The 23,216-nt window shown below is 55.7% G+C and carries 35 protein-coding genes; 34 read left to right on the forward strand and 1 reads right to left on the reverse strand.

Going from position 1 to position 23,216, the window contains the following annotated elements:
• Window positions 1-14 precede the first annotated feature (14 nt).
• From rpsL to rplQ, 32 genes are all read left to right on the forward strand, one after another.
• Entirely contained in the window at window positions 15-389 is a 375-nt protein-coding gene (gene rpsL, locus R0125_RS15375) for a 30S ribosomal protein S12 (RefSeq protein WP_012139854.1), read from the forward strand.
• A gap of 113 nt (window positions 390-502) precedes the next feature.
• Entirely contained in the window at window positions 503-973 is a 471-nt protein-coding gene (rpsG, locus tag R0125_RS15380; RefSeq protein WP_048497735.1) for a 30S ribosomal protein S7, read from the forward strand.
• 18 nt (window positions 974-991) lie between these two features.
• Window positions 992-3,097: an elongation factor G gene (gene fusA, locus R0125_RS15385; protein ID WP_317238735.1), complete on the forward strand. Its 2,106-nt coding sequence runs from the start codon at window positions 992-994 to the stop codon at window positions 3,095-3,097.
• A gap of 35 nt (window positions 3,098-3,132) precedes the next feature.
• Window positions 3,133-4,329 (forward strand): elongation factor Tu, encoded by a 1,197-nt coding sequence (gene tuf / locus R0125_RS15390; RefSeq protein ID WP_248183643.1) that lies wholly within the window; start codon window positions 3,133-3,135, stop codon window positions 4,327-4,329.
• Between the two features lie 188 nt (window positions 4,330-4,517).
• A complete protein-coding gene (gene rpsJ, locus R0125_RS15395; protein WP_041341420.1) occupies window positions 4,518-4,829 on the forward strand; it encodes a 30S ribosomal protein S10 in 312 nt (103 codons plus the stop codon).
• A 76-nt stretch (window positions 4,830-4,905) separates the two neighbouring features.
• Window positions 4,906-5,544 (forward strand): 50S ribosomal protein L3, encoded by a 639-nt coding sequence (gene rplC / locus R0125_RS15400; protein ID WP_248183653.1) that lies wholly within the window; start codon window positions 4,906-4,908, stop codon window positions 5,542-5,544.
• 11 nt (window positions 5,545-5,555) lie between these two features.
• A complete protein-coding gene (rplD, locus tag R0125_RS15405) occupies window positions 5,556-6,161 on the forward strand; it encodes a 50S ribosomal protein L4 (RefSeq protein WP_248183654.1) in 606 nt (201 codons plus the stop codon).
• The gene (gene rplW / locus R0125_RS15410) at window positions 6,158-6,451 is read left to right on the forward strand and encodes a 50S ribosomal protein L23 (protein ID WP_248183655.1); all 294 of its coding nucleotides are present in this window, start codon (window positions 6,158-6,160) and stop codon (window positions 6,449-6,451) included. Before rplD ends, rplW begins: the two co-directional genes overlap by 4 nt.
• A gap of 17 nt (window positions 6,452-6,468) precedes the next feature.
• Entirely contained in the window at window positions 6,469-7,296 is an 828-nt protein-coding gene (gene rplB / locus R0125_RS15415) for a 50S ribosomal protein L2 (RefSeq protein WP_213478390.1), read from the forward strand.
• Window positions 7,297-7,319: 23 nt separating this feature from the next.
• Window positions 7,320-7,595, forward strand: a complete 276-nt coding sequence (gene rpsS / locus R0125_RS15420) for a 30S ribosomal protein S19 (protein WP_012139770.1) — start codon at window positions 7,320-7,322, stop codon at window positions 7,593-7,595.
• Window positions 7,596-7,612: 17 nt separating this feature from the next.
• On the forward strand, window positions 7,613-7,945 hold the full coding sequence (rplV, locus tag R0125_RS15425; protein ID WP_008940674.1) for a 50S ribosomal protein L22: 333 nt from the start codon (window positions 7,613-7,615) through the stop codon (window positions 7,943-7,945).
• Window positions 7,946-7,956: 11 nt separating this feature from the next.
• Window positions 7,957-8,640 (forward strand): 30S ribosomal protein S3, encoded by a 684-nt coding sequence (gene rpsC / locus R0125_RS15430; protein WP_048497743.1) that lies wholly within the window; start codon window positions 7,957-7,959, stop codon window positions 8,638-8,640.
• Window positions 8,641-8,652: 12 nt separating this feature from the next.
• Window positions 8,653-9,066: a 50S ribosomal protein L16 gene (rplP, locus tag R0125_RS15435; RefSeq protein WP_048497744.1), complete on the forward strand. Its 414-nt coding sequence runs from the start codon at window positions 8,653-8,655 to the stop codon at window positions 9,064-9,066.
• Window positions 9,066-9,257 (forward strand): 50S ribosomal protein L29, encoded by a 192-nt coding sequence (gene rpmC / locus R0125_RS15440; protein WP_248183822.1) that lies wholly within the window; start codon window positions 9,066-9,068, stop codon window positions 9,255-9,257. The genes rplP and rpmC overlap by 1 nt, the downstream gene beginning before the upstream one ends.
• A 1-nt stretch (window position 9,258) precedes the next feature.
• Entirely contained in the window at window positions 9,259-9,525 is a 267-nt protein-coding gene (gene rpsQ / locus R0125_RS15445) for a 30S ribosomal protein S17 (RefSeq protein WP_008174879.1), read from the forward strand.
• Between the two features lie 18 nt (window positions 9,526-9,543).
• Window positions 9,544-9,912 (forward strand): 50S ribosomal protein L14, encoded by a 369-nt coding sequence (gene rplN / locus R0125_RS15450; RefSeq protein ID WP_007154005.1) that lies wholly within the window; start codon window positions 9,544-9,546, stop codon window positions 9,910-9,912.
• A gap of 16 nt (window positions 9,913-9,928) precedes the next feature.
• Complete coding sequence (gene rplX / locus R0125_RS15455) at window positions 9,929-10,249, forward strand: 50S ribosomal protein L24 (protein WP_248183656.1); 321 nt, start codon at window positions 9,929-9,931, stop codon at window positions 10,247-10,249.
• Between the two features lie 15 nt (window positions 10,250-10,264).
• On the forward strand, window positions 10,265-10,804 hold the full coding sequence (gene rplE / locus R0125_RS15460) for a 50S ribosomal protein L5 (protein ID WP_012139778.1): 540 nt from the start codon (window positions 10,265-10,267) through the stop codon (window positions 10,802-10,804).
• Between the two features lie 12 nt (window positions 10,805-10,816).
• Window positions 10,817-11,122 (forward strand): 30S ribosomal protein S14, encoded by a 306-nt coding sequence (rpsN, locus tag R0125_RS15465; RefSeq protein WP_099615764.1) that lies wholly within the window; start codon window positions 10,817-10,819, stop codon window positions 11,120-11,122.
• Between the two features lie 88 nt (window positions 11,123-11,210).
• Window positions 11,211-11,603, forward strand: a complete 393-nt coding sequence (gene rpsH / locus R0125_RS15470) for a 30S ribosomal protein S8 (RefSeq protein ID WP_248183657.1) — start codon at window positions 11,211-11,213, stop codon at window positions 11,601-11,603.
• Between the two features lie 9 nt (window positions 11,604-11,612).
• Window positions 11,613-12,146: a 50S ribosomal protein L6 gene (gene rplF, locus R0125_RS15475; protein WP_248183659.1), complete on the forward strand. Its 534-nt coding sequence runs from the start codon at window positions 11,613-11,615 to the stop codon at window positions 12,144-12,146.
• A gap of 9 nt (window positions 12,147-12,155) precedes the next feature.
• On the forward strand, window positions 12,156-12,503 hold the full coding sequence (gene rplR, locus R0125_RS15480) for a 50S ribosomal protein L18 (protein WP_213478382.1): 348 nt from the start codon (window positions 12,156-12,158) through the stop codon (window positions 12,501-12,503).
• 12 nt (window positions 12,504-12,515) lie between these two features.
• Window positions 12,516-13,016: a 30S ribosomal protein S5 gene (gene rpsE / locus R0125_RS15485; protein WP_008174892.1), complete on the forward strand. Its 501-nt coding sequence runs from the start codon at window positions 12,516-12,518 to the stop codon at window positions 13,014-13,016.
• Between the two features lie 4 nt (window positions 13,017-13,020).
• Window positions 13,021-13,209, forward strand: coding sequence for a 50S ribosomal protein L30 (rpmD, locus tag R0125_RS15490; protein ID WP_012139786.1), 189 nt, complete (start codon window positions 13,021-13,023; stop codon window positions 13,207-13,209).
• A 1-nt stretch (window position 13,210) separates the two neighbouring features.
• On the forward strand, window positions 13,211-13,645 hold the full coding sequence (gene rplO / locus R0125_RS15495; protein ID WP_248183661.1) for a 50S ribosomal protein L15: 435 nt from the start codon (window positions 13,211-13,213) through the stop codon (window positions 13,643-13,645).
• A 17-nt stretch (window positions 13,646-13,662) separates the two neighbouring features.
• Window positions 13,663-14,985, forward strand: coding sequence for a preprotein translocase subunit SecY (gene secY, locus R0125_RS15500; protein ID WP_248183662.1), 1,323 nt, complete (start codon window positions 13,663-13,665; stop codon window positions 14,983-14,985).
• A gap of 30 nt (window positions 14,986-15,015) precedes the next feature.
• Entirely contained in the window at window positions 15,016-15,129 is a 114-nt protein-coding gene (rpmJ, locus tag R0125_RS15505) for a 50S ribosomal protein L36 (RefSeq protein ID WP_008174902.1), read from the forward strand.
• 141 nt (window positions 15,130-15,270) lie between these two features.
• Window positions 15,271-15,627, forward strand: coding sequence for a 30S ribosomal protein S13 (gene rpsM, locus R0125_RS15510; protein WP_048497755.1), 357 nt, complete (start codon window positions 15,271-15,273; stop codon window positions 15,625-15,627).
• A gap of 13 nt (window positions 15,628-15,640) precedes the next feature.
• A complete protein-coding gene (rpsK, locus tag R0125_RS15515) occupies window positions 15,641-16,030 on the forward strand; it encodes a 30S ribosomal protein S11 (RefSeq protein ID WP_004580767.1) in 390 nt (129 codons plus the stop codon).
• A gap of 18 nt (window positions 16,031-16,048) precedes the next feature.
• Window positions 16,049-16,669, forward strand: a complete 621-nt coding sequence (gene rpsD, locus R0125_RS15520) for a 30S ribosomal protein S4 (RefSeq protein WP_248183663.1) — start codon at window positions 16,049-16,051, stop codon at window positions 16,667-16,669.
• A 35-nt stretch (window positions 16,670-16,704) separates the two neighbouring features.
• Window positions 16,705-17,709, forward strand: a complete 1,005-nt coding sequence (locus R0125_RS15525; RefSeq protein WP_213478377.1) for a DNA-directed RNA polymerase subunit alpha — start codon at window positions 16,705-16,707, stop codon at window positions 17,707-17,709.
• A 33-nt stretch (window positions 17,710-17,742) separates the two neighbouring features.
• The gene (gene rplQ, locus R0125_RS15530; protein WP_248183664.1) at window positions 17,743-18,141 is read left to right on the forward strand and encodes a 50S ribosomal protein L17; all 399 of its coding nucleotides are present in this window, start codon (window positions 17,743-17,745) and stop codon (window positions 18,139-18,141) included.
• A gap of 60 nt (window positions 18,142-18,201) precedes the next feature.
• Here the strand turns inward: rplQ and uvrA are convergent, their stop codons facing one another.
• Window positions 18,202-21,024, reverse strand: coding sequence for an excinuclease ABC subunit UvrA (gene uvrA, locus R0125_RS15535; protein WP_317238736.1), 2,823 nt, complete (start codon window positions 21,022-21,024; stop codon window positions 18,202-18,204).
• Between the two features lie 179 nt (window positions 21,025-21,203).
• On the opposite strand from uvrA, the gene R0125_RS15540 reads away from it, so the two are divergent.
• Both R0125_RS15540 and ssb read left to right on the forward strand, forming a co-directional pair.
• A complete protein-coding gene (locus R0125_RS15540) occupies window positions 21,204-22,574 on the forward strand; it encodes an MFS transporter (RefSeq protein ID WP_317238737.1) in 1,371 nt (456 codons plus the stop codon).
• A 58-nt stretch (window positions 22,575-22,632) separates the two neighbouring features.
• A complete protein-coding gene (ssb, locus tag R0125_RS15545) occupies window positions 22,633-23,160 on the forward strand; it encodes a single-stranded DNA-binding protein (RefSeq protein WP_317238738.1) in 528 nt (175 codons plus the stop codon).
• The last annotated feature ends 56 nt before the right edge of the window (window positions 23,161-23,216 follow it).

The raw sequence follows: 23,216 nt of genomic DNA on the forward strand, positions 1-23,216 counted from the left end.
TGGAGTTTGCTTACATGGCAACGATTAATCAGTTGGTGCGTAAGCCTCGTAAGCGCAAGGTAGCCAAGAGCGATGTTCCTGCTCTCCAGGCTTGTCCTCAGCGCCGTGGTGTGTGCACTCGTGTATACACTACAACGCCGAAGAAGCCGAACTCAGCACTGCGTAAAGTGTGCCGTGTTCGTCTGACCAACGGCTTCGAGGTTTCCTCATACATTGGTGGTGAAGGTCACAACCTTCAGGAGCACAGTGTTGTGCTGATCCGTGGCGGTCGAGTAAAAGACCTTCCGGGTGTGCGCTATCACACTGTTCGCGGAACACTGGACACCCAGGGTGTACAGAACCGTAAGCAGGGCCGCTCCAAGTACGGTGCAAAACGACCCAAGTCCTGATGTCCCGAGCGGGTGTCTTTTATCGTTGCTTGTCAGAACGGTAAGAGTAAGGCTGAGTAGCTGATGCTATCTCAGGGGTTCCTGAAGACCTTTAATTAGATAAGGGCTTATCGATGCCTAGAAGAAGAGTTGCAGCAAAGCGGGAAATTATCCCGGATCCTAAATTCGGCAGTGCACGTCTTGCCAAGTTCATCAACCACGTGATGGAAAGCGGCAAGAAGTCAGTTGCAGAGCGCATTGTTTACGGCGCCCTGGACATTGTTGCCGAGAAATCAAAGGAAGAGCCGATCGACATGTTCGAGAAGGCCCTGGAGAACATCCAGCCGATGGTCGAGGTTAAATCCCGTCGTGTGGGTGGTGCTACTTACCAGGTGCCCGTAGAAGTACGGCCTTCCCGTCAGAACGCGCTGGCGATGCGCTGGCTCGTAGAATATTCACGGAAGCGCGGTGAGAAGTCCATGGCTCAGCGTCTGGCAGGTGAGATTCTTGACGCCGCTGACAGCAAAGGCTCCGCTGTTAAGAAGCGTGAAGACGTACACCGCATGGCAGAAGCCAACAAGGCGTTCTCTCACTTCCGTTTCTAATCAGCCGAGGTTTATACAGTGGCACGCAAGACTCCTATCAAGCGTTACAGAAACATTGGTATTTGTGCGCACGTTGATGCGGGCAAAACCACAACCACCGAGCGGGTGCTGTTTTACACAGGTATCTCGCACAAGATCGGTGAGGTTCATGATGGTGCAGCTACCATGGACTGGATGGAGCAGGAGCAGGAGCGTGGTATTACCATTACCTCTGCTGCGACGACCTGTTTCTGGCAGGGCATGGACAAGCAGTATCCGGAGCACCGGATCAACATCATCGACACCCCGGGGCACGTTGACTTTACCATCGAGGTAGAGCGTTCACTGCGTGTTCTCGACGGTGCAGTTGTGGTGTTCTGTGGTTCCTCCGGTGTTGAGCCGCAGTCCGAGACAGTGTGGCGTCAGGCCAACAAGTACGAAGTTCCCCGCATGGTGTTCGTCAACAAGATGGACCGTGCCGGTGCAAACTTCCTGCGGGTTGTTGACCAGATCAAGAACCGTCTGGGTGCCAACGCCGTTCCGATTCAGTTGCCGATCGGCGCAGAAGAAAACTTCGCCGGCATCATCGACCTGATTCGTAACAAGGCGATTTACTGGAACGAAGCGGATTCCGGTGCAACCTACGACGAAAAAGACGTGCCCGCGGAGATGGCTGACGAAGTCGCCAAGTACCGTGAGCAGATGATGGAAGCGGCGGCCGAAGCCAATGAAGAGTTGATGGAGCGCTACCTCGACGAGGGCGAGTTGTCCAACGATGACATCAAGAAAGGGCTGCGTATGCGCACCCTGGCCAACGAAATCGTTGTGGCTACCTGTGGTTCCGCATTCAAGAACAAGGGTGTGCAGGCGGTTCTGGATTCGGTTGTCGAATTCCTGCCGGCGCCGGACGAAGTCAAGGCCATTCGTGGTGAGATTGACGAAGACGGCACCGAAGAGACCCGTCAGGCTGACGACGATGCGCCGTTTGCGGCATTGGCGTTCAAGATTGCAACTGACCCCTTCGTTGGTACGCTGACCTTCTTCCGGGTCTACTCGGGCAAGCTCGAGTCCGGCAGTGCGGTGTACAACTCGGTCAAGGGCAAGAAAGAGCGCGTTGGCCGTATGGTGCAGATGCACTCCAAGGACCGTCAGGAAATCAAGGAAGTGCTCGCGGGTGACATCGCTGCGGCGATCGGCCTCAAGAGCGTGACCACTGGCGATACCCTGTGTGACGAGAACCACAAGATCATTCTCGAGCGCATGGAATTCCCGGAGCCGGTTATCTCCGTCGCGGTAGAGCCGAAGTCCAAGGCGGACCAGGAAAAGATGGGTGTTGCCCTCGGCAAACTGGCGCAGGAAGATCCTTCGTTCCGTGTTCGCACTGACGAAGAGTCCGGCCAGACCATCATCTCCGGTATGGGCGAGCTTCACCTTGATATCATCGTTGACCGCATGCGTCGCGAGTTCAAAGTTGAGGCCAACATCGGTAAGCCGCAGGTTGCTTACCGCGAGTGCATCCGCAAGCCGGTTGACGTGGAAGGCAAGTTTGTTCGCCAGTCTGGCGGTCGTGGTCAGTACGGTCACGTCAAGATCAAGCTTGAACCGCTGCCGCTGGATGACGAAGATGGCGAAAACTTTATCTTTGTGAACGAGATTGTCGGTGGTGTGGTTCCGAAGGAATACATCCCGGCGGTTCAGCAGGGTATTTCCGAGCAGATGCAGAACGGCTGTCTGGCCGGTTATCCGCTGCTGCGCATCAAGGCAACCCTGTACGACGGCTCGTATCACGATGTTGACTCCAACGAGATGGCTTTCAAAATCGCCGGTTCCATGGCGATGAAGAAAGGTGCTCTGGAAGCCAATCCTGCGCTTCTCGAGCCGATCATGAGAGTTGAAGTCGTTAGCCCTGAGGATTATATGGGTGACGTCGTCGGTGATTTGAACCGTCGTCGCGGCCTGATTCAGGGAATGGATGAAGGCCCCGCGGGCAAAGTCATCCGTGCAGAAGTTCCGTTGTCGGAAATGTTCGGTTACGCCACCGACCTGCGTTCAGCAACTCAGGGTCGTGCGTCTTATGCGATGGAGTTCTCCCGTTACATGGAAGCTCCCTCGAACATTGCCGAAGCGATCATTAAAAAGGGTTGATCCCCAGGACTCAAGAAACAGGAAGAGGTGTAACCGTGTCTAAATCAAAATTTGAGCGTAGTAAGCCGCACTTGAACGTGGGCACCATCGGTCACGTAGACCATGGTAAAACCACTCTGACCGCAGCCCTGACCCGTGTATGTCACGAAGTATGGGGCACCGGCGAGAGCCGTGCGTTCGACCAGATCGATAACGCACCGGAAGAGCGTGCGCGTGGTATCACCATCGCGACCTCTCACGTTGAGTACGATTCACCGACTCGCCACTACGCCCACGTAGACTGCCCGGGCCACGCTGACTATGTGAAGAACATGATCACTGGTGCGGCGCAGATGGACGGCGCGATTCTGGTGTGTTCCGCAGCTGACGGCCCCATGCCGCAGACTCGTGAGCACATCCTGCTGTCTCGTCAGGTAGGCGTTCCTTTCATCGTTGTGTTCCTGAACAAAGCGGACATGGTAGACGATGAAGAGCTGCTGGAGCTGGTTGAGATGGAAGTTCGTGATCTGCTGAGCCAGTACGACTTCCCGGGTGACGACACTCCGATCATCACCGGTTCTGCGCTGATGGCGCTGGAAGGCAAAGACGACAACGAAATGGGTACTACCGCTGTGAAGAAGCTGGTAGAGGCCCTGGACGACTACATCCCTGAGCCGGAGCGTGCTATCGATCAGCCGTTCCTGATGCCGATCGAGGACGTATTCTCCATCTCGGGTCGTGGTACTGTTGTGACCGGTCGTGTTGAGCGTGGTGTTGTAAAAGTTGGTGAAGAGATCGAGATTGTTGGTATCAAGGATACCGTCAAAACGACCTGCACCGGCGTTGAGATGTTCCGCAAGCTGCTGGACGAAGGTCGTGCCGGTGAGAACGTAGGTGTTCTGCTGCGTGGTACCAAGCGTGACGACGTTGAGCGTGGTCAGGTTTTGTGCAAGCCGGGAACCATCAAGCCGCACACCAAGTTCGAGTGTGAAGTGTACGTACTGTCCAAAGAAGAAGGCGGCCGTCATACTCCGTTCTTCAAGGGCTACCGTCCGCAGTTCTACTTCCGTACCACCGACGTAACCGGTTCTTGCGAACTGCCGGAAGGTGTGGAAATGGTAATGCCGGGTGACAACGTCAAGATGAGTGTTACCCTGATCGCTCCGATCGCCATGGAAGATGGTCTGCGCTTCGCGATTCGCGAAGGTGGCCGTACCGTTGGTGCCGGCGTGGTCTCCAAGATCATCGAGTAAGTCGCTCGATTGGTCCAGGAAAAAGGGGCTGAAACTTCAGCCCCTTTTTCTGTTAAAGCCGCAAATGTTACCCGACCGGGTCAATCTGCATGGCAGTTGACACGGTTGGGTATTATGCATACAATGCGGCTCCTTTTTTTGAAGGTCGGCTAGTCAAGTAGCTGCTACGAGTGGAGTTTGGGTGCATCATGCAAAGCCAAAAAATTCGAATCCGGTTGAAGGCGTTTGATTATCGTCTGATCGACCAGTCCACGCAGGAGATCGTCGATACCGCTAAGCGGACCGGCGCTCAAGTTCGTGGGCCTATCCCTCTGCCGACGCGGAAGGAAAAGTACACCATTCTGGTTTCCCCGCACGTCAATAAAGACGCGCGTGACCAGTATGAAATTCGTACTCATAAGCGTTTGCTCGACATTGTTGAGCCGACGGAAAAGACAGTAGATGCTTTGATGAAGTTGGACCTGGCAGCAGGTGTAGACGTTCAGATCAGCCTCGGTTAATACCGCCCGGTATTAATCTGTGTAACTGTCATAAGGCCATAGAGGGTGAGAGCCCCGTACACTTAAGAGGTGAAACATGGCAATTGGTGTTGTCGGTCGTAAGGCCGGTATGACCCGTATTTTTACGGAAGATGGGCAGGCGCTGCCCGTGACGGTAATCGAGGTTGAGCCCAACCGCATTACCCAACTTAAATCTCTTGAAAGCGATGGCTATCGTGCGGTTCAGGTAACCGTCGGTGCTCGTCGTTCCTCTCGTGTGACCAAGAGCGAAGCGGGCCACTATGCCAAAGCCGGTGTTGAAGCCGGGCGTGGTATGTGGGAATTCCGTCTGGCTGACGGCGAAGGTGAAGACCTCGTAGCCGGCGGCGAGATCACTGCTTCTGTCTTCGAAGACGGTCAGATTGTAGATGCCACTGGTCAGTCCAAGGGTAAAGGTTTCCAGGGCGGTGTTAAGCGCTGGAACTTCTCCATGCAGGACGCCACTCACGGTAACTCACTGTCGCATCGTGCTCCGGGTTCCATCGGTCAGAACCAGACTCCGGGTAAGGTGTTCAAGGGCAAGAAGATGGCGGGCCAGATGGGTAATGCGCAGGTCACTGTGCAGAACCTGAAGATTGTCCGTGTCGACGCCGAGCGCAACCTTCTGCTGGTAAGTGGTGCCGTCCCCGGCGCGACCGGCGGTAACGTTGTCATCAAGCCTGCAGTTAAAGCCTGAGGAGCGGTTCGATGGAATTGACTATTACAGGTAGCGGTAAAGGAATTTCTGTTTCCGATGCCGCATTTGCCAAAGATTTTAACGAGTCGCTGGTTCACCAGGTGGTTACTGCTTATATGGCAGCCGGCCGTCAGGGTACCAAGGCTCAGAAGACGCGTTCAGAAGTCAGTGGCGGTGGTAAGAAGCCGTGGCGTCAGAAGGGCACCGGTCGTGCCCGTGCCGGTACCATCCGTAGCCCGATCTGGCGCTCCGGTGGTGTGACCTTTGCTGCGAAGCCACGTGATTTCGAGCAGAAGGTCAACCGTAAAATGTACCGCGCAGCGATGCGCTCCATTTTTTCCGAGCTGGTTCGCCAAGAGCGTCTGGTTGTGGTTGACGACATCAACGTCGACACACCCAAGACCAAGGCTTTTACTGCCAAGCTGAAGGATCTGGGCGTGAATAACGCACTGATTCTGTCTGACAGTGTTGAGCAGAACCTGCATCTGGCCTCCCGCAACATTCCGCACGTTGATGTGCGTGACGTTGCCGGTCTGGATCCGGTGAGCCTGGTAGCCTACGAGAAGGTCGTGGTGACTGTTCCCGCTCTGAAGAAGATCGAGGAGATGCTGGGATGAATCAGGAACGCATTTACAAGGTTCTTCTGGGACCGCACGTATCTGAAAAAGCCTCTCTGGTGGCCGAGCACGGCCAGGTAGTTTTCCGGGTTGCCCCGGACGCCACCAAGCCCGAGATCAAGAAAGCCGTTGAGCAACTGTTCAACGTCACCGTCGAAGGTGTTCAGGTTCTGAACCGTAAGGGTAAGCTCAAGCGTACCGTTCGCGGCTTCGGCAAGCGTACTGACATTCGTAAGGCTTATGTGAAGCTTGCGGAAGGTCAGGACATTGATTTTCTGGATGTGGAATAAGGTAAAGGGGTCGTAAAATGCCGATCGTCAAAACCAAGCCAACATCTGCCGGACGCCGTCACGTTGTAAAGCTTTACAACCCGGATCTGCACAAAGGGCGCCCATACGAGCCGTTGGTAGAAACAAAGAGTAAGTCTGGTGGCCGTAATAATGTGGGCCGCATTACTACTCGTCACATTGGTGGTGGCCACAAGCAGCACTACCGTGTTATCGATTTCAAGCGGACCAAAGATGGTATCCCGGCGACTATTGAGCGCCTGGAATACGATCCTAACCGCTCTGCGCACATTGCGCTCCTGAAGTATGCCGATGGCGAGCGTCGTTACATCATCGCTCCCAAGGGTATGCAGATCGGAGATCCTGTGCGTTCCGGTATCGACGCGCCGATCAAGGTGGGTTCTACACTTCCGCTCCGGAACATTCCGGTCGGTTCTGTGATCCACTGCGTCGAACTCAAGCCTGGCAAAGGTGCTCAGCTGGCTCGCTCCGCGGGCGCATCCGTACAGCTGGTAGCGCGTGAAGGTGCATATGCCACCATCCGCCTGCGCTCAGGTGAAATGCGAAAGGTGCTTGTGGACTGCCGCGCGACGTTGGGTGAAGTATCCAACAGCGAGCACAGCCTCAAGCAGCTTGGTAAAGCGGGTGCATCACGTTGGCGCGGTAAACGTCCAACAGTACGTGGTGTTGCTATGAACCCAGTTGACCACCCACATGGTGGTGGTGAAGGGCGTACCTCTGGCGGGCGTCACCCGGTTACTCCGTGGGGTGTTCCGACCAAAGGGCATAAGACTCGTAAGAACAAGCGTACTGACAAGATGATAGTACGTCGTCGTTCAGCCAAGTAAACGACTACATAGAGGTAATTGCTGTGCCACGTTCTTTAAAGAAAGGTCCTTTTATAGACCTGCATCTGTTGAAGAAGGTCGAGGCAGCTCTGGAAGCGAACGACAAGCGTCCGATCAAGACCTGGTCCCGTCGTTCAACGATCTTCCCGGAGTTCGTAGGCTTGACCATTGCAGTCCACAACGGCAAGCAGCACGTGCCGGTTTATGTCACCGAAGATATGGTCGGGCATAAACTGGGTGAGTTCGCGGCAACGCGTACTTATCGTGGTCATGCGGCCGACAAGAAAGCTAAACGCTGATTGTGAGGGGAATAGAAATGGAAGTAGCGGCTAAGTACAAGGGCGCTCGCCTCTCAGCTCAGAAAGCGCGTCTTGTCGCTGACCAAGTACGCGGCAAAGCTGTTGAGGATGCCCTGAATATTCTGACTTTCAGCCCAAAAAAGGCAGCGGTTGTGATCAAGAAAGCTCTTGAGTCCGCCATTGCCAATGCTGAGCACAACGAAGGCCTGGACGTAGATGATCTGCGGGTTTCCACCGTTATGGTGGATGAAGGCCCGACGCTCAAGCGAATTAAAGCTCGAGCCAAGGGGCGCGCTGACCGGATTTTCAAGCGCACCTGCCATATCACCGTCAAGGTCGCCGACAAGTAGGAGATGCTCAGATGGGTCATAAAGTAAATCCAACCGGCATGCGCCTGGGTGTGATTAAAGAGCACAACTCAGTCTGGTATGCCGATAAAAAGGAATACGCAAAGAACCTGCTGAACGACATTCAGGTTCGCGAATTTCTCGACAAGCGCCTGGTTAAGGCGTCTGTCAGCAAGATTGTGATCGAGCGCCCTGCTCAGAACGCCCGTATCACGATCCATACAGCCCGTCCCGGTATCGTTATCGGTAAGAAGGGTGAAGATGTTGACCGTCTGCGTCGTGAAGTCAGCGACATGATGGGTGTGCCTGTGCACATCAACATCGAAGAAGTCCGCAAGCCGGACCTGGATGCCCGCCTGGTAGCGCAAAACGTTGCCGGTCAGCTGGAGCGTCGTGTGATGTTCCGTCGTGCCATGAAGCGCGCGGTACAGAACGCCATGCGTCAAGGCGCCAAGGGTATCAAGATTCAGGTAGGCGGACGTCTCGGGGGTGCTGAAATCGCGCGTTCCGAGTGGTATCGCGAAGGTCGTGTACCTCTGCACACTCTGCGTGCAGATATTGATTACGCAACCTACGAAGCGCATACCACTTACGGCGTTATCGGCGTCAAGGTATGGATCTTCAAAGGTGAGATTCTTGGTGGTATGGAGCAGGTCCGTGCTGACAAGAAAGCCTCTGGGAAGAAAGGTTCTAAGTAAAGGGGCACTCTTATGCTGCAACCAAAACGCACCAAATTTCGCAAGGTAATGAAAGGCCGTAACACCGGTCTGGCTCACCGCGCTAACAAGGTGAGCTTCGGTGAATACGGATTGAAGGCGACCAGCCGTGGGCGTATAACTGCGCGCCAGATTGAGGCAGCGCGTCGTACCATGACTCGCCGCATCAAGCGGGGCGGTAAGATCTGGATCCGGGTGTTCCCGGACAAGCCGATCACTGGTAAGCCGCTCGAAGTACGAATGGGTAAAGGTAAAGGTTCTGTCGAGTACTGGGTGGCTGAAATTCAGCCTGGCCGTATGCTCTACGAGATGGAAGGTGTTGCCGAAGATGTGGCACGCGAAGCCTTCACTCTCGCTGCAGCCAAGCTGCCGGTACAGACCACCTTTGTTACGAGGACGGTGATGTGATGAATGCAACAGAGCTGCGTGAAAAATCCGTCGAGGAGCTGAATGGCGAGTTGATCGATCTCCTGAAGGAGCAGTTCAACCTGCGCATGCGCAAGGCGACAGGTCAGCTGAATCAGTCTCACCTTCTCGGCAATGTGAAGCGCGACATCGCTCGCGTGAAAACAGTATTGAATGAAAAGGCAGGACAGTGACATGACCGAAGCTACCCAAACTGCCAGAACTCTGAGCGGCAAGGTCGTGAGCAACAAGATGGAGAAATCCATCGTTGTCCTGGTTGAGCGCCAGGTGAAGCACCCTCTGTACGGTAAGTACATGAAGCGCTCAACCAAGATTCATGCTCACGATGAGAGCAACCAGTGCAACATCGGTGACACCGTAACAATCCAGGAAACCCGTCCGGTCTCGAAGACCAAGAGCTGGGCCCTGGTGGAAGTTACCGAACGTGCATCCAAGGTGTAATTCGCCCGGAGAACAACCATGATTCAGACTCAAACAATGCTTGAAGTCGCGGATAACAGCGGTGCGCGTCAGGTGATGTGCATCAAGGTCCTGGGCGGTTCACACCGGCGTTATGCGAGCGTTGGGGATATCATCAAGGTGACCGTCAAGGAAGCCATCCCCCGCGGCAAGGTGAAGAAAGGCCAGGTCCTGAAGGCTGTTGTAGTACGTACCCGCAAGGGTGTGCGTCGTCCGGACGGGTCGCTGATCCGTTTTGACGGGAACGCGGCGGTACTTCTGAACAATCAGGACGCTCCCATTGGTACCCGTATCTTCGGACCGGTTACCCGTGAACTGCGTAACGAGAAGTTCATGAAGATTATCTCACTGGCACCCGAAGTACTTTAAGGACCAGAGGCCGGTTATGAAAAAGATCAAACGAGATGACGAAGTAATCGTCACCACGGGGAAAGACAAAGGCAAACGTGGTAAAGTTCTGAAAGTTCAGGACGATGGCCGAGTGATTGTTTCTGGCATCAACATGATGAAGAAGCACACTAAGCCGAACCCGATGCTGGGCACCCCAGGTGGCATCGTCGAGAAAGAAGCACCTATCCAGGCTTCCAACGTGGCTATTTTTAATCCGCAGACCGGCAAAGCCGATCGCGTAGGCTTCCTGACCAAGGAAGACGGCGCCAAGACGCGGATCTTTAAGTCCACGAAAGAAGCTGTCGATAACCAGTAAGCGGTGGTGGTTACGATGCTTAACATGAAAGAGCAGTACAGTAAGGAAGTGGTACCCGCCCTGCAGAAGGAGTTCGGCTACAAGAACATCATGCAGGTGCCGCGTATCGAAAAGATCACCCTGAACATGGGTGTCGGCGAAGCGGTTGGTGACAAAAAGCTGATTGAAAACGCAGTGGCGGATCTAGAGCGCCTGGCGGGTCAGAAAGTGGTTGTTACCAAGGCACGTAAATCCGTTGCGGGTTTCAAGATCCGTGAAGGTTGGCCTATCGGTTGTAAGGTTACTCTGCGCGGCGAGCGTATGTGGGACTTCTTTGATCGTCTGGTTCACATCGCGGTTCCCCGCGTTCGTGACTTCCGCGGTCTGAACCCCAAATCGTTCGACGGTCGTGGTAACTACAGCATGGGTGTGCGTGAGCAGATCATTTTTCCGGAGATTGAGTACGACAAGGTCGACAAGATCCGTGGTCTGGACATCACCATTACCACCACTGCCGGTACCGACGACGAAGGTCGCGAACTGTTGAAAGCCTTCGGCTTTCCGTTCAAGAAATAAGGAACGAGTGTAATGGCTAAGGTTTCCATGAAGAACCGTGAGCTGAAGCGCGAGCAAACCGTTGCGAAATTCGCAGCAAAGCGTGCTGAGCTCAAGGCGATTATCAAGAACCCGAATACCAGCGATGAAGAGCGTTGGGACGCACAGATGAAGCTGCAACAGCTTCCTCGCGATGCTTCTCCTTCGCGTCTTCGTAATCGTTGCCAGGTGACTGGTCGTCCCCACGGCGTTCTGCGCAAGTTCGAGCTTTCACGGATCAAACTCCGTGAATACGGCATGCGCGGTGACGTACCGGGTCTGACCAAGGCAAGCTGGTAAGACAGGCATCCTGACTTCGGTCAGGTGCCCGTTGGTAAGCGGTGCGGCGCGCCGCTGCACAACTAAAAAGATCAGGAGCCTCATACCAATGAGTATGCAAGATACGCTTGCGGATATGTTTACGCGTATTCGTAATGCACAGATGGCACAAAAGGCCGACGTGGCCATGCCGTCTTCAAAGATGAAAATCTCCGTGGCCCAGGTCCTCAAGGACGAAGGTTACGTTGCAGATTTTTCCGTTTCAGCTGACGCGAAGCCCGAGCTGACGATTACTCTGAAGTATTTCGGCGGTAAGCCGGTTATCGAAGAGATCAAGCGGGTCAGCCGTCCGAGTCTGCGCCAGTACAAAGGCGCTGGGGAACTGCCGAAAGTATCCGGTGGTTTGGGAGTCGCGATTGTCTCAACGTCTAAGGGCGTTATGACAGACCGCGCCGCACGTGCTGCTGGCGTGGGTGGCGAAGTCATCTGCACCGTATTCTAGGAGAATCACATGTCCAGGGTTGCCAATAATCCTGTCGTGCTGCCTTCCGGTGTTGAGGTCAAGCTGAACGGACAGGAAATTAATGTGAAGGGCTCCAAGGGAGCGCTTCAAATCACCATTCACCAGGCGGTTGAAGTAAAGCAGGAAGAAGGTGTTCTTCGCTTTGCGGCCCGCGATGGTGCCAAACAGTCCCGCGCTCTTGCTGGTACTACCCGCGCACTGGTCAACAACATGGTTGCCGGTGTCTCGACAGGTTGGGAGCGTAAGCTCGCCCTGACGGGCGTAGGTTACCGTGCTCAGGCGCAAGGTAAGAAGCTCAACCTGACACTGGGTTTTTCTCACCCGGTCGAGTACGAGCTGCCCGAGGGGATTACCGCTGAAACTCCGTCCAATACGGAAGTTGTGATTCGCGGAATCGACAAGCAACAGGTTGGCCAGGTCGCTGCGGAAATCCGCGCATTCCGTCCGCCAGAGCCTTACAAAGGCAAAGGTGTTCGTTATGCGGATGAGCAGGTCAGACGCAAAGAAGCCAAGAAGAAATAAGGCGGGACTATGAGCGCGAATAACGAAAGATTGCGTCGCGCACGCAAAGTGCGCATGAAGATCCGTGAGCTGGGTACCAATCGTCTGTGTGTTCATCGCACACCGCGTCACATGTACGCCCAGGTTACGACTGCAGATGGCAGCAAAGTAATTGCCACTGCCTCCACGTTGGATAAGGAGCTGCGCCAGGGTGCAACCGGTAACGTGGACGCTGCCAAGAAGGTGGGTCAGTTGATTGCTGAGCGCGCCAAGGCGGCAGGTGTAGAGAGCGTTGCTTTTGACCGCTCCGGTTACCGTTATCACGGTCGCGTGCAGGCTCTGGCCGACGCCGCCCGTGAAGCTGGCTTGCAATTCTAAGAGGTGGAGAAGATGAGCGTTAACGAACAGAAGGCGCCTGAGCTCCAGGAGAAGCTGGTTCAGGTCAATCGCGTCGCTAAAGTTGTTAAAGGTGGCCGTATTTTCGCCTTCACCGCACTGACTGTAGTGGGTGATGGCAAAGGTCGCGTTGGTTTTGGTCGTGGCAAGGCGCGTGAAGTGCCGGTTGCGATTCAGAAGGCTATGGAAGCCGCGCGCAAGAACATGGTAGAGGTTCCGCTCGACGGCACGACTCTGCAATACCCGGTCAAGGCTCAGCATGGCGGCTCCAAGGTCTACATGCAGCCTGCTTCTGAAGGTACTGGTATCATCGCCGGCGGTGCGATGCGTGCAGTACTGGAAGTTGCCGGTGTGCAGAACGTACTGTCCAAGTGTTACGGGTCTACCAACCCGGTGAACGTGGTACGTTCCACCATCAAGGGTCTCCAGGCGACACAAGCGCCTGAGGATATTGCAGCCAAGCGCGGTAAAACCGTGGAAGAGATTCTGGGTTGAAGTCATGGCGAACGCAAAAACGATCAAAGTAACACTGACCCGCAGCCCAATCGGCTGTCAGCCCAAGCACAAACTGTGCGTCAAGGGCCTGGGTCTCCGTAAAATCGGTCACACCGTGGAAGTGGAGGACACTCCGTCCATCCGCGGGATGATCAACCGGGTAGATTACCTGGTTCGGGTTGAGGAGAACTAAGATGCGTCTGAACGAACTTAGTCCAGAGCCCGGTTCACGTCCGGCCGCAAGGCGCGTAGGTCGTGGTATCGGTAGCGGTTTCGGTAAAACCGGTGGTCGCGGTCACAAGGGTCTGAAAGCCCGTTCAGGTGGCAGTGTAGCTCCTGGTTTCGAGGGCGGTCAGCAGCCGCTGGCCCGTCGTCTGCCGAAGTTTGGCTTCACGTCGCGTCAGCAGCGTTATGTTGCTGAGATCCGCCTGAACGAACTGGCAAAAGTTGAAGGCGACGTGGTCGATCTCGACGCCCTCAAGAAAGCCGACATCGTTCGGGATGAAATTCGCGAAGCCAAGGTGATTCTGTCCGGCGAACTGAGCCGTGCAGTGACCGTTAAAGGGCTGCGAGTGACCAAAGGCGCACGCGAGGCGATTACTGCCGCGGGTGGAAAAGTCGAAGACTAAGGCGAGTCGAGGACTAAATGGCCAAGACAGCATCATTGCCTGCGGGCGCGGGTAAAGGACTGGCAGAGCTGCGTTCGCGGCTCTGGTTTGTCTTCCTGGCATTGCTGGTGTACCGGATCGGTGCCCACATTCCGGTGCCGGGTATCAACCCAGACCGCCTGGCAGCATTGTTTGATCAGAATCAGGGCACGATCCTGAGTCTGTTCAACATGTTCTCCGGTGGTGCGCTTGAGCGCATGAGTATCTTTGCACTCGGTATCATGCCGTACATCTCTGCCTCGATCATCATGCAGCTCATGACAGCGGTCAGTCCGCATCTTGAGCAGCTGAAGAAAGAGGGTGAGGCTGGCCGTCGCAAGATCAGTCAGTACACGCGGTACGGTACGGTTGTCCTGGCTCTGGTTCAGGGCTTTGGTATTTCGGTCGGGTTGGCTTCGCAAGGCGTCACCTTCAACGACAGCTTCAGCTTCCACTTCGTGGCCGTTGTGTCTTTCGTGAGTGGTGCCGTGTTCATGATGTGGCTGGGTGAGCAGATCACCGAGCGCGGTGTCGGTAACGGTATTTCCCTGCTGATTTTTGCAGGGATCGTTGCCGGGCTGCCCGGCGCCATCGGCCAGACACTGGAGCAGGCACGGAACGGCGAGATGAGTCTGCTGGTCGTTCTCGGGATTGGTGTTCTGGCAATTGCTGTGGTGGGCTTCGTGGTCTTCATGGAGCGTGGCCAGCGTAGGCTGACCATCAACTACGCCAAGCGTCAGCAGGGCCGCCGGGTGTTTGCCCAGCAGTCCAGCCACCTGCCACTGAAGGTCAACATGGCCGGGGTTATTCCGCCGATCTTCGCATCGTCCATTCTGTTGTTCCCGGCTTCGCTCGGGCAGTGGTTTGGGCAAGGCGAGGGCATGGAATGGCTCAGCGATGTGTCCCAGGCGTTGGCGCCCAGTCAGCCTCTGTACATTATTCTGTTTGCGGCAGCAGTCGTGTTTTTCTGCTTCTTCTATACAGCGCTGATGTACAACCCGAAAGAAGTTGCGGATAACCTCAAGCGCTCTGGAGCGTTTATTCCGGGCATCCGTCCAGGTGATCAGACTGCCAAGTATATTGATGGCGTACTGACCCGGCTGACGTTGTTCGGTGCAATGTACATTGCAGCAGTTTCCCTGTTCCCTCAGTTCCTGATGGTGGCCGGGAATGTTCCGTTCTATCTGGGCGGTACGTCTCTGCTGATTGTTGTAGTCGTGGTGATGGATTTCATGGCACAGGTGCAGTCACACCTGATGTCGCATCAGTATGAATCACTGATGAAGAAGTCCAATCTCAAGGGCTATGGTCGGAACGGTTAATCCCGTTCCCCTTGAAAACTGGAGTCGACAATGAAAGTACGCGCTTCGGTAAAGAAAATTTGCCGTAACTGCAAAGTAATTCGTCGCAATGGCTCAGTACGAGTCATTTGCTCGGAGCCTCGTCACAAGCAGCGTCAGGGTTAATCCTTACGGATTCAGCTCTGGCATTGTAGAGGGTACGATTAATGGCGCTTGACCTCGCATGGGGTCAAGCGCTATTATTTCGCGCCCTTTTATAGTGGCGGAAAATTCACACAGCAAAGCTTTGAACGCGGAGTAATTTGGATGGCACGTATAGCCGGTGTCAATATACCCGATCACAAACATGCTGTTATCTCGCTGACCTACATCTTCGGTGTTGGCAAGACAACAGCTCAAAAGCTTTGCGATGCAACCGGCGTCAAGCCGGACGTCAAGGTCAAGGACCTGAGCGACGAGCAACTTGAAGCACTTCGTACCGAAGTGGGCAAGGTGTCTGTCGAAGGCGATTTGCGTCGTGAAGTACAGATGAACATCAAGCGTTTGAAGGATCTCGGATGTCACCGTGGTCTGCGTCACCGTCATGGCCTTCCGGTCCGTGGCCAGCGCACCAAGACCAACGCACGCACCCGTAAAGGTCCTCGCAAACCTATTCGTAAGTAACAGGTAGGCAAACATGGCAAAGCCAGGTACACGTACCCGTAAAAAGGTGAAAAAGACGGTTGTTGATGGCGTCGCGCACATTCACGCGTCCTTCAACAACACTATCGTGACCATTTCTGACCGTCAGGGCAACGTCCTGTCCTGGGCTACCTCTGGTGGTTCCGGTTTTCGTGGGTCACGCAAGAGTACACCTTTTGCTGCGCAGGTAGCAGCTGAAAGAGCCGGTAATGCGGCTGCTGAATACGGCCTTAAAAACCTGGACGTAGAGGTTAAGGGTCCTGGGCCCGGACGTGAATCCGCTGTACGCGCGCTGAATGGCTGCGGGTACAAGATCACCAACATCACTGATGTGACGCCGATTCCCCATAACGGCTGTCGTCCGCCCAAAAAGCGCCGCGTCTAACACAGGAGACAGTGAATTATGGCTCGTTATATAGGCCCGAAGTGCAAGCTGTCTCGTCGTGAAGGGACAGATCTTTTTCTGAAGAGCGGTGTTCGCGCGCTCGATTCGAAGTGCAACATCGAGACTCCGCCGGGTATGCACGGCGCGCGTCGCGGTCGTCTGTCCGAGTACGGCGTACAGCTTCGTGAAAAGCAGAAAGTTCGTCGTATTTACGGTGTGCTCGAAAAGCAGTTCCGTAACTATTACAAAGAGGCGGCCCGCATCAAAGGTGCAACCGGTGAAAACCTGCTGCAACTGCTTGAAGCGCGTCTCGACAACGTTGTATACCGCATGGGTTTTGGTTCTACCCGTGCTGAATCCCGTCAGCTCGTTTCTCACAAAGCGATCCTGGTCAATGACAAGGTGGTGAACATTGCTTCCTACCAGGTCAAGCCGGGCGATGTTGTGAGCGTGCGTGAAAAGGCAAAAAACCAGCTCCGCGTTAAAGGCGCGCTGGACCTGTCTTCAGGCCGCGCACCGGTGAGCTGGGTAGAGGTCGACGCCAGCAAGATGTCAGGCGTTTACAAGTCAGTGCCCGAGCGTACTGAACTGCCGGCCGACATCAACGAGAACCTCATCGTCGAGCTTTACTCGAAGTAAAGCCCAGTTAGCAACGAGAGCAGATAGGGGCGTCTATGCAGCGTTCAGTACATGAGTTATTGACACCTCGTACCATTGACGTGAAGGAATCAAACGCCACGCGCGCCAAGGTGACCCTGGAGCCTCTGGAAAGAGGTTTCGGCCACACCCTGGGCAGTGCACTGCGTCGTATACTCTTGTCCTCAATGCCGGGCTGTGCGATTACCGAAGCACAGATCGACGGTGTTCTGCACGAGTACAGCGCAATCGAGGGTGTCCAGGAAGACGTCATTGAGATTCTTCTGAATCTCAAGGGCGTGGCGGTCAAGATGGGCGGTCGGGACGAAGCTGAGGTTACCCTCAGCAAGAAAGGTCCGGGCGTCGTCACAGCCGGAGATATCAAGCTGGATCATGATGTCGAGATCACCAACCCGGATCATGTGATCTGTCACTTGAGTGAAAACGGTGAAGTGAACATGCGTCTCAAGGTTGCCCGTGGTCGCGGCTATGAGCCTGCTGATCAGCGGGGTCTGGACGAGGACGAAACTCGCGCTATCGGACGCCTGCAGCTGGACGCAACCTTCAGTCCGGTTCGTCGGGTCGCTTACGCCGTGGAAAGTGCACGGGTAGAGCAGCGCACCGATCTGGACAAGCTGGTTATTGATCTGGAGACCAATGGCACTATCGATCCGGAAGAAGCGATTCGCCGGGCCGCGACCATTCTCCAGCAGCAACTGGCGGTGTTTGTTGATTTCGATCACGAGAAAGAGCCGGAGCGCGTTGAGGAAGAGGAAGAAATTGATCCTATCCTGCTGCGTCCGGTCGATGATCTGGAACTGACAGTGCGTTCAGCTAACTGCTTGAAGGCTGAGAACATCTACTACATCGGCGATCTGATTCAGCGCACAGAAGTTGAGCTGCTGAAGACGCCTAACCTTGGTAAAAAGTCGCTGACCGAGATCAAGGACGTTCTTGCGTCCCGTGGTCTGTCACTGGGCATGCGTCTTGATAACTGGCCGCCGGCAAGCCTCCGTGGTGATGACCGGGTTCTGGGCGGTTAATCGCCGATTGGTTTAAGGTAAGGAATAAGAGCAATGCGTCATCGTAAGAGTGGTCGTAAGTTCAGCAGGACCAGTGCGCATCGCAAGGCCATGTTCCGTAACATGACTGCGTCACTGGTTGAACACGAGCTGATCAAGACAACGCTGCCGAAAGCTAAAGAGCTTCGTCGTGTAGCCGAGCCTTTGATCACGCTCTCTAAGAATGATTCGGTCGCGAATCGTCGTCTGGCGTTTTCACGCCTGCGTAGCGATGCGGCGGTAGCCAAGCTGTTCAATGAGCTGGGCCCCCGTTACAACGAGCGTCCGGGTGGTTACCTTCGTATTCTGAAGTGCGGCTTCCGTGCTGGCGACAATGCCCCTATGGCATTCGTTGAGCTGGTTGGCCGTCCGCTGGATATCGAAGCGGAAGAAGTGGACGAAGGCGAAGAATAAGCTCTTCGCTGCCGCCACAAAAAAAGCCGGAGAGAAACCTCCGGCTTTTTTTATGTCTGTTTATTTTTCCAGCATGGGTTTGAGGTAGTGTCCGGTGTGGGAGGTTGCGCTTCCGGCGACGTGTTCAGGCGTGCCTTCGGCAATGATCTGGCCGCCACCCGATCCGCCTTCGGGGCCGAGGTCAATGATCCAGTCGGCAGTCTTGATCACGTCCAGATTGTGCTCGATCACCACAATGGTGTTGCCGTGGTCGCGCAGCCGCTGAAGCACGTTGAGCAACTGTTGAATATCATAGAAGTGCAGGCCGGTGGTGGGTTCATCGAGGATGTAGAGTGTCTTGCCGGTGTCCCGTTTGGACAGCTCTTTCGCCAGTTTGACCCGTTGGGCCTCGCCCCCGGACAGCGTAACCGCACTCTGCCCCAGGCGAATGTAGGACAGCCCCACATCGATGAGTGTCTGGAGCTTGCGAGCGATGAACGGCACCGGGTCGAAAAATTCCCGGCCTTCCTCAACCGTCATCTCGAGGACTTCGTGGATGCTCTTGCCCTTGTAGCGAACCTCCAGCGTTTCCCGGTTGTAGCGTTTACCCTTGCAGACGTCGCAGGGGACGTACACATCGGGCAGGAAATGCATTTCGACCTTGATCACACCGTCGCCCTGACAGGCCTCGCAGCGCCCGCCCTTGACGTTAAAGCTGAAGCGTCCAGGTTTATAGCCGCGGGAGCGGGCTTCCTGCGTGCCGGCAAAGAGCTCCCGAATGGGCGTGAACAGCCCGGTGTACGTGGCCGGGTTGGAGCGCGGGGTGCGACCGATGGGGCTCTGGTCGATGTCGATGACCTTGTCCAGATGGTCGAGCCCCTTGAGGCTGTCGTAAGGAGCGTGATTCAGGCTCGTCGCCTTGTTGAGTTTCGCCGCGGCAACGGGGTACAGCGTGCCGTTAATCAGGGTCGACTTGCCGGACCCGGATACGCCCGTCACGCAGGTCATCACACCCAGCGGAATGGTCAGAGTGACATTCTGCAAGTTGTTCCCGCTGGCGCCGGCCAGCACCAGCTGTTTGCCGTTTCCAACGTTGCGCTCAGCCGGAATGGCGATTTCTTTGGTGCCGTTCAGGTATTGTCCGGTCAGGGAGTCGGGGTTGTTGATGATTTGCTCTGGCGTCCCCTGTGCAATGATCTGGCCGCCATGAACGCCAGCGCCCGGTCCGATGTCGATGACATGGTCAGCGGCGCGAATGGCGTCTTCGTCGTGCTCGACCACGATCACCGTGTTGCCCAGGTCCCGGAGGTGGGTGAGGGTAGCCAGTAGGCGGTCGTTGTCGCGTTGGTGAAGGCCGATGGAAGGTTCGTCCAGGATGTACATGACGCCCACCAGGCCGGCCCCGATCTGGCTTGCCAGGCGGATTCGCTGGGCCTCACCGCCGGATAGCGTATCGGCACTGCGTTCAAGGGTGAGGTATTCCAGTCCTACATTGACCAGGAACTGTAAACGTTGCCGTACCTCTTTCAGGATCTTTTCGGCGATTTCGCCCTTGCGACCGGGCAGGGCGAGGGACTCGAAATAACTGTGAGCCTCGCCCACCGGCAGATGAGTGACATCGGAGATGTTATTCTCTTCAATGAATACATGCCGGGCACTGCGCCGCAGTCTTGAGCCGTGGCAGTCCTTACAGGGCTGGGTGCTCAGGTTCCGTGCCAGCTCTTCGCGCATGCTCTGGGAATCGGTTTCACGGTAGCGGCGTTCCAGGTTGGGCAGGATGCCCTCAAACGGATGTGCCTTTTCCATGATGTGACCGCGGGAGTTCATATAGCGGAAGGGAATGTCGTCGGAGCCGGAACCGTATAGCAGAGTCTGCTTGAAGCTGTCCGGAAGATCAGCCCAGGGGGTTTCCATGTCGACGCCATAGTGCTCGGCAACACTGGTCAGCATCTGGAAATAATACACCGCCCGGCGGTCCCACCCTTTGATAGCGCCGGCGGCCAGATTGGCCTCCGGATGCTGGACGATTTTCTCCGGGTCAAAGAACTGTTTGACGCCCAGGCCATCGCAGGTCGGGCAGGCGCCAGCGGGATTATTGAAGGAAAACAGGCGCGGTTCGAGTTCGCTCAGGGAATACCCGCACTGGGTGCAGGCATACCGTGCGGAGCAGGTGTGCTCCTCACCCTCCCCGGTCATCGGGGCAACCAGGGCGATGCCGTCGGCCAGTTCGAGCGCAGTTTCGAAGCTCTCCGCCAGGCGCTGTTCCAGCCCAGGTTTTACCTTGAAGCGATCCACCACCACGTCGATCTGGTGTTTGCGCTTCTTGTCCAGTGCCGGTACGTCATCAATGTCATACACCGTGCCGTCGATACGCAAACGGATAAAGCCCTGGCTGCGCATGGTCTCGACAACCTGCAGGTGTTCACCTTTGCGATCCCGGATTACCGGCGCCAGAATCATCAGCCTGCTTTCATCCGGCATGGCCAGAACCTGATCAACCATCTGGCTGACGGTTTGTGCTTCCAGCGGCTGGTGGTGATCGGGGCAGCGAGGTTCACCGGCACGGGCGAATAGCAGGCGCAGGTAGTCGTAGATTTCGGTAATGGTGCCGACGGTGGAGCGCGGGTTGTGGGAGGTGGATTTCTGCTCAATAGAAATGGCCGGTGAGAGCCCCTCGATGTGATCCACGTCGGGCTTTTCCATCATCGAAAGAAACTGACGGGCGTAAGTGGAGAGCGACTCCACGTAACGGCGCTGCCCCTCCGCGTAAAGGGTGTCAAAAGCCAGGGATGACTTCCCCGAGCCGGACAGGCCGGTAATGACAATCAGCTTGTCCCTTGGTATATCCAGGTCAATGTTCTTCAGATTGTGGGTACGCGCACCTTTGATCTGGATATGATCCATAACACCTCGCTTCAAGAAAAACAGGGATTATACCGTGTTATCCGCCGCCCGGCGAAAGCCGTGACGGTAAGTAATGACAGGTCAAGCCACGGTGCCGTGACCTGCGTGGTTCTGATACAATACGCGGTCTCCGGAAAGGCGATGTCCCGCCAGAAACCGTTTTGAGGATAATCTCCCCCATGAATCCACTGGAAAGGCGATCCGTCGCAGCGCTGGCATCGGTGTATGCCATGCGGATGCTTGGCCTGTTCATGGTGATGCCGGTATTTGTCCTGCTGGGTGATGAGTTGCAGGGCGCGACGCCGGCTCTGATCGGCTTCGCCATCGGCGCCTACGGACTGAGTCAGGCTTTACTGCAGATACCTTTCGGCCTGCTGTCTGATCGGGTTGGCCGTAAACGCATGATTTATCTTGGTCTGGTTCTGTTTGCGGCCGGCAGCCTCGTAGCCGCGTCGACCGATTCCATATACGTTGTAATCGCCGGACGGATTCTTCAGGGCGCCGGCGCCATCGCCAGCGTGCTGATGGCGTTCCTGAGTGACCTGACGCGGGAAGAGGAGCGCACCAAAGCCATGGCTACGGTGGGTATCTCCATCGGGTTGTCGTTTTCTGTGTCGCTGGTGCTGGGCCCCCTGATCGGCTCGGCTTTCGGTTTGTCCGGGCTCTTTTATCTGACGGCCATGCTGGCGGTTGTCGCGATGTTCGTTGTCTGGCGGCTGGTGCCCACACCCCATCAGCACAAGGTCAGCGCCGATACCCACCCCGCGCGGGAAATGCTGTCCAGGGTGCTGGTGGATCGTCGGTTGCTGCGTCTGGATTTCGGAATTTTTGCGTTACACCTGGCATTGACGGCGATATTTCTGGTGTTTCCTTTGCTGCTTCAGAACCAGCTCGGGTTGGCGTCGTCCGACCATTGGTGGTTCTACCTGACGGTGATGGTGACCTCATTCTTCGCGATGGTGCCGTTCATCATCATTGGCGAGAAGTTGCGCAAGATGAAGCCGGTGCTCTGCGGTGCCATTGTGCTGCTTACCCTGTCCACGGCCGGGATAGCCGAGGTATCCGGCAGTCTGGTAGCGGCCTGGGGGGTGTTGTTCCTGTTTTTCATGGCGTTCAACCTGCTGGAGGCATCGCTGCCATCATTGATCAGCAAAGAGGCGCCAGCGGCCAGTAAGGGAACCGCCATGGGGGTGTATTCTACGTCCCAGTTCATGGGCGCGTTCGTGGGCGGCGCCGTCGGCGGCTTGCTGTTGGAGGTGGCTGGCGTCAGCGGCGTCTTATGGCTGATGGTTGGTGTTCTGGTATTGTGGTTACTGGTCGCTCTGACCATGCCGGCGCCGGGTTACACCACCAGTTTCGTGGTACAGTTGAAAGAAGTGGCGCAAAGCCAGTTTGATAGTATTGATGACGCCTTGATGGCGCTGCCCGGTGTTCAGGATGTGGTGATCCTTGAAGATGCGGGTACGGCCTATCTGAAGGTGGATCGTCAGCGTTTTGATAAAGGGTTACTTGCGGACTTCCCATTTGTCCGGCACGGTAACGGTTCTTGAAATTTGGAAGCCCGCATGGACGACGGGTTGTCCCTGAAAACAGAGTCAGGAGCAGATCATGGCACGAGGCGTAAACAAGGTCATTCTTATCGGTAACCTGGGACAGGACCCCGATACCCGTTATACCCCCAACGGCAATGCCGTGGTGAACCTTAACCTTGCAACCGACGAGAGTTACAAGGACAGGCAAACCGGTCAGATGGTGCCGAAAACTGAATGGCACCGGGTGGTGATGTTCGGCAAGATCGCCGAAGTGGCCGGTCAGTATCTGCGCAAGGGCTCCAAGGTCTACATTGAGGGCAAGCTGCAGACCCGTAAATGGCAGAACAAAGAAGGCCAGGACGTCTACACCACCGAAGTGGTTGTGGATATCAACGGCCAGATGCAGATGCTCGACAGCCGCGGCGCTGACGGCGGTGGAATGTCACAGGGTGCGCCGGCCGGGCGTCCACAGCAGTCTAGCTACAATGCGCCGCCGGCGAATCAGGGTAGCCAGCCGCAGCAGCAGTCCGGTGGGTACAGCCAGCCGTCCCAGGGCAGTATGCCTGAGCCGGTGGATGATTTTGACGACGACATCCCGTTTTAAGACTGAGTTTTTGTAAAGTGTAACGACTGGAGTCGATCTGATTCTCTTATGCCCTG

It is taken from the genome of Marinobacter sp. M-5 (genome assembly GCF_032911545.1).
In the GTDB taxonomy this organism is placed as follows: Bacteria; Pseudomonadota; Gammaproteobacteria; order Pseudomonadales; family Oleiphilaceae; genus Marinobacter; species Marinobacter goseongensis.

Excerpts from the sequence above, each read along its gene's own strand:
- rpsL (WP_012139854.1), top strand. The coding sequence starts at position 15 with ATGGCAACGATTAATCAGTTGGTGCGTAAGCCTCGTAAGCGCAAGGTA.
- rpsG (WP_048497735.1), top strand. The coding sequence starts at position 503 with ATGCCTAGAAGAAGAGTTGCAGCAAAGCGGGAAATTATCCCGGATCCT.
- rpsJ (WP_041341420.1), top strand. The coding sequence starts at position 4,518 with ATGCAAAGCCAAAAAATTCGAATCCGGTTGAAGGCGTTTGATTATCGT.
- rplC (WP_248183653.1), top strand. The coding sequence starts at position 4,906 with ATGGCAATTGGTGTTGTCGGTCGTAAGGCCGGTATGACCCGTATTTTT.
- rplD (WP_248183654.1), top strand. The coding sequence starts at position 5,556 with ATGGAATTGACTATTACAGGTAGCGGTAAAGGAATTTCTGTTTCCGAT.
- rplW (WP_248183655.1), top strand. The coding sequence starts at position 6,158 with ATGAATCAGGAACGCATTTACAAGGTTCTTCTGGGACCGCACGTATCT.
- rplB (WP_213478390.1), top strand. The coding sequence starts at position 6,469 with ATGCCGATCGTCAAAACCAAGCCAACATCTGCCGGACGCCGTCACGTT.
- rplV (WP_008940674.1), top strand. The coding sequence starts at position 7,613 with ATGGAAGTAGCGGCTAAGTACAAGGGCGCTCGCCTCTCAGCTCAGAAA.
- rpsC (WP_048497743.1), top strand. The coding sequence starts at position 7,957 with ATGGGTCATAAAGTAAATCCAACCGGCATGCGCCTGGGTGTGATTAAA.
- rplP (WP_048497744.1), top strand. The coding sequence starts at position 8,653 with ATGCTGCAACCAAAACGCACCAAATTTCGCAAGGTAATGAAAGGCCGT.
- rpmC (WP_248183822.1), top strand. The coding sequence starts at position 9,066 with ATGAATGCAACAGAGCTGCGTGAAAAATCCGTCGAGGAGCTGAATGGC.
- rpsQ (WP_008174879.1), top strand. The coding sequence starts at position 9,259 with ATGACCGAAGCTACCCAAACTGCCAGAACTCTGAGCGGCAAGGTCGTG.
- rplN (WP_007154005.1), top strand. The coding sequence starts at position 9,544 with ATGATTCAGACTCAAACAATGCTTGAAGTCGCGGATAACAGCGGTGCG.
- rplX (WP_248183656.1), top strand. The coding sequence starts at position 9,929 with ATGAAAAAGATCAAACGAGATGACGAAGTAATCGTCACCACGGGGAAA.
- rplE (WP_012139778.1), top strand. The coding sequence starts at position 10,265 with ATGCTTAACATGAAAGAGCAGTACAGTAAGGAAGTGGTACCCGCCCTG.
- rpsN (WP_099615764.1), top strand. The coding sequence starts at position 10,817 with ATGGCTAAGGTTTCCATGAAGAACCGTGAGCTGAAGCGCGAGCAAACC.
- rpsH (WP_248183657.1), top strand. The coding sequence starts at position 11,211 with ATGAGTATGCAAGATACGCTTGCGGATATGTTTACGCGTATTCGTAAT.
- rplF (WP_248183659.1), top strand. The coding sequence starts at position 11,613 with ATGTCCAGGGTTGCCAATAATCCTGTCGTGCTGCCTTCCGGTGTTGAG.
- rplR (WP_213478382.1), top strand. The coding sequence starts at position 12,156 with ATGAGCGCGAATAACGAAAGATTGCGTCGCGCACGCAAAGTGCGCATG.
- rpsE (WP_008174892.1), top strand. The coding sequence starts at position 12,516 with ATGAGCGTTAACGAACAGAAGGCGCCTGAGCTCCAGGAGAAGCTGGTT.
- rpmD (WP_012139786.1), top strand. The coding sequence starts at position 13,021 with ATGGCGAACGCAAAAACGATCAAAGTAACACTGACCCGCAGCCCAATC.
- rplO (WP_248183661.1), top strand. The coding sequence starts at position 13,211 with ATGCGTCTGAACGAACTTAGTCCAGAGCCCGGTTCACGTCCGGCCGCA.
- secY (WP_248183662.1), top strand. The coding sequence starts at position 13,663 with ATGGCCAAGACAGCATCATTGCCTGCGGGCGCGGGTAAAGGACTGGCA.
- rpmJ (WP_008174902.1), top strand. The coding sequence starts at position 15,016 with ATGAAAGTACGCGCTTCGGTAAAGAAAATTTGCCGTAACTGCAAAGTA.
- rpsM (WP_048497755.1), top strand. The coding sequence starts at position 15,271 with ATGGCACGTATAGCCGGTGTCAATATACCCGATCACAAACATGCTGTT.
- rpsK (WP_004580767.1), top strand. The coding sequence starts at position 15,641 with ATGGCAAAGCCAGGTACACGTACCCGTAAAAAGGTGAAAAAGACGGTT.
- rpsD (WP_248183663.1), top strand. The coding sequence starts at position 16,049 with ATGGCTCGTTATATAGGCCCGAAGTGCAAGCTGTCTCGTCGTGAAGGG.
- R0125_RS15525 (WP_213478377.1), top strand. The coding sequence starts at position 16,705 with ATGCAGCGTTCAGTACATGAGTTATTGACACCTCGTACCATTGACGTG.
- rplQ (WP_248183664.1), top strand. The coding sequence starts at position 17,743 with ATGCGTCATCGTAAGAGTGGTCGTAAGTTCAGCAGGACCAGTGCGCAT.
- uvrA (WP_317238736.1), bottom strand. The coding sequence starts at position 21,024 with ATGGATCATATCCAGATCAAAGGTGCGCGTACCCACAATCTGAAGAAC.
- R0125_RS15540 (WP_317238737.1), top strand. The coding sequence starts at position 21,204 with ATGAATCCACTGGAAAGGCGATCCGTCGCAGCGCTGGCATCGGTGTAT.
- ssb (WP_317238738.1), top strand. The coding sequence starts at position 22,633 with ATGGCACGAGGCGTAAACAAGGTCATTCTTATCGGTAACCTGGGACAG.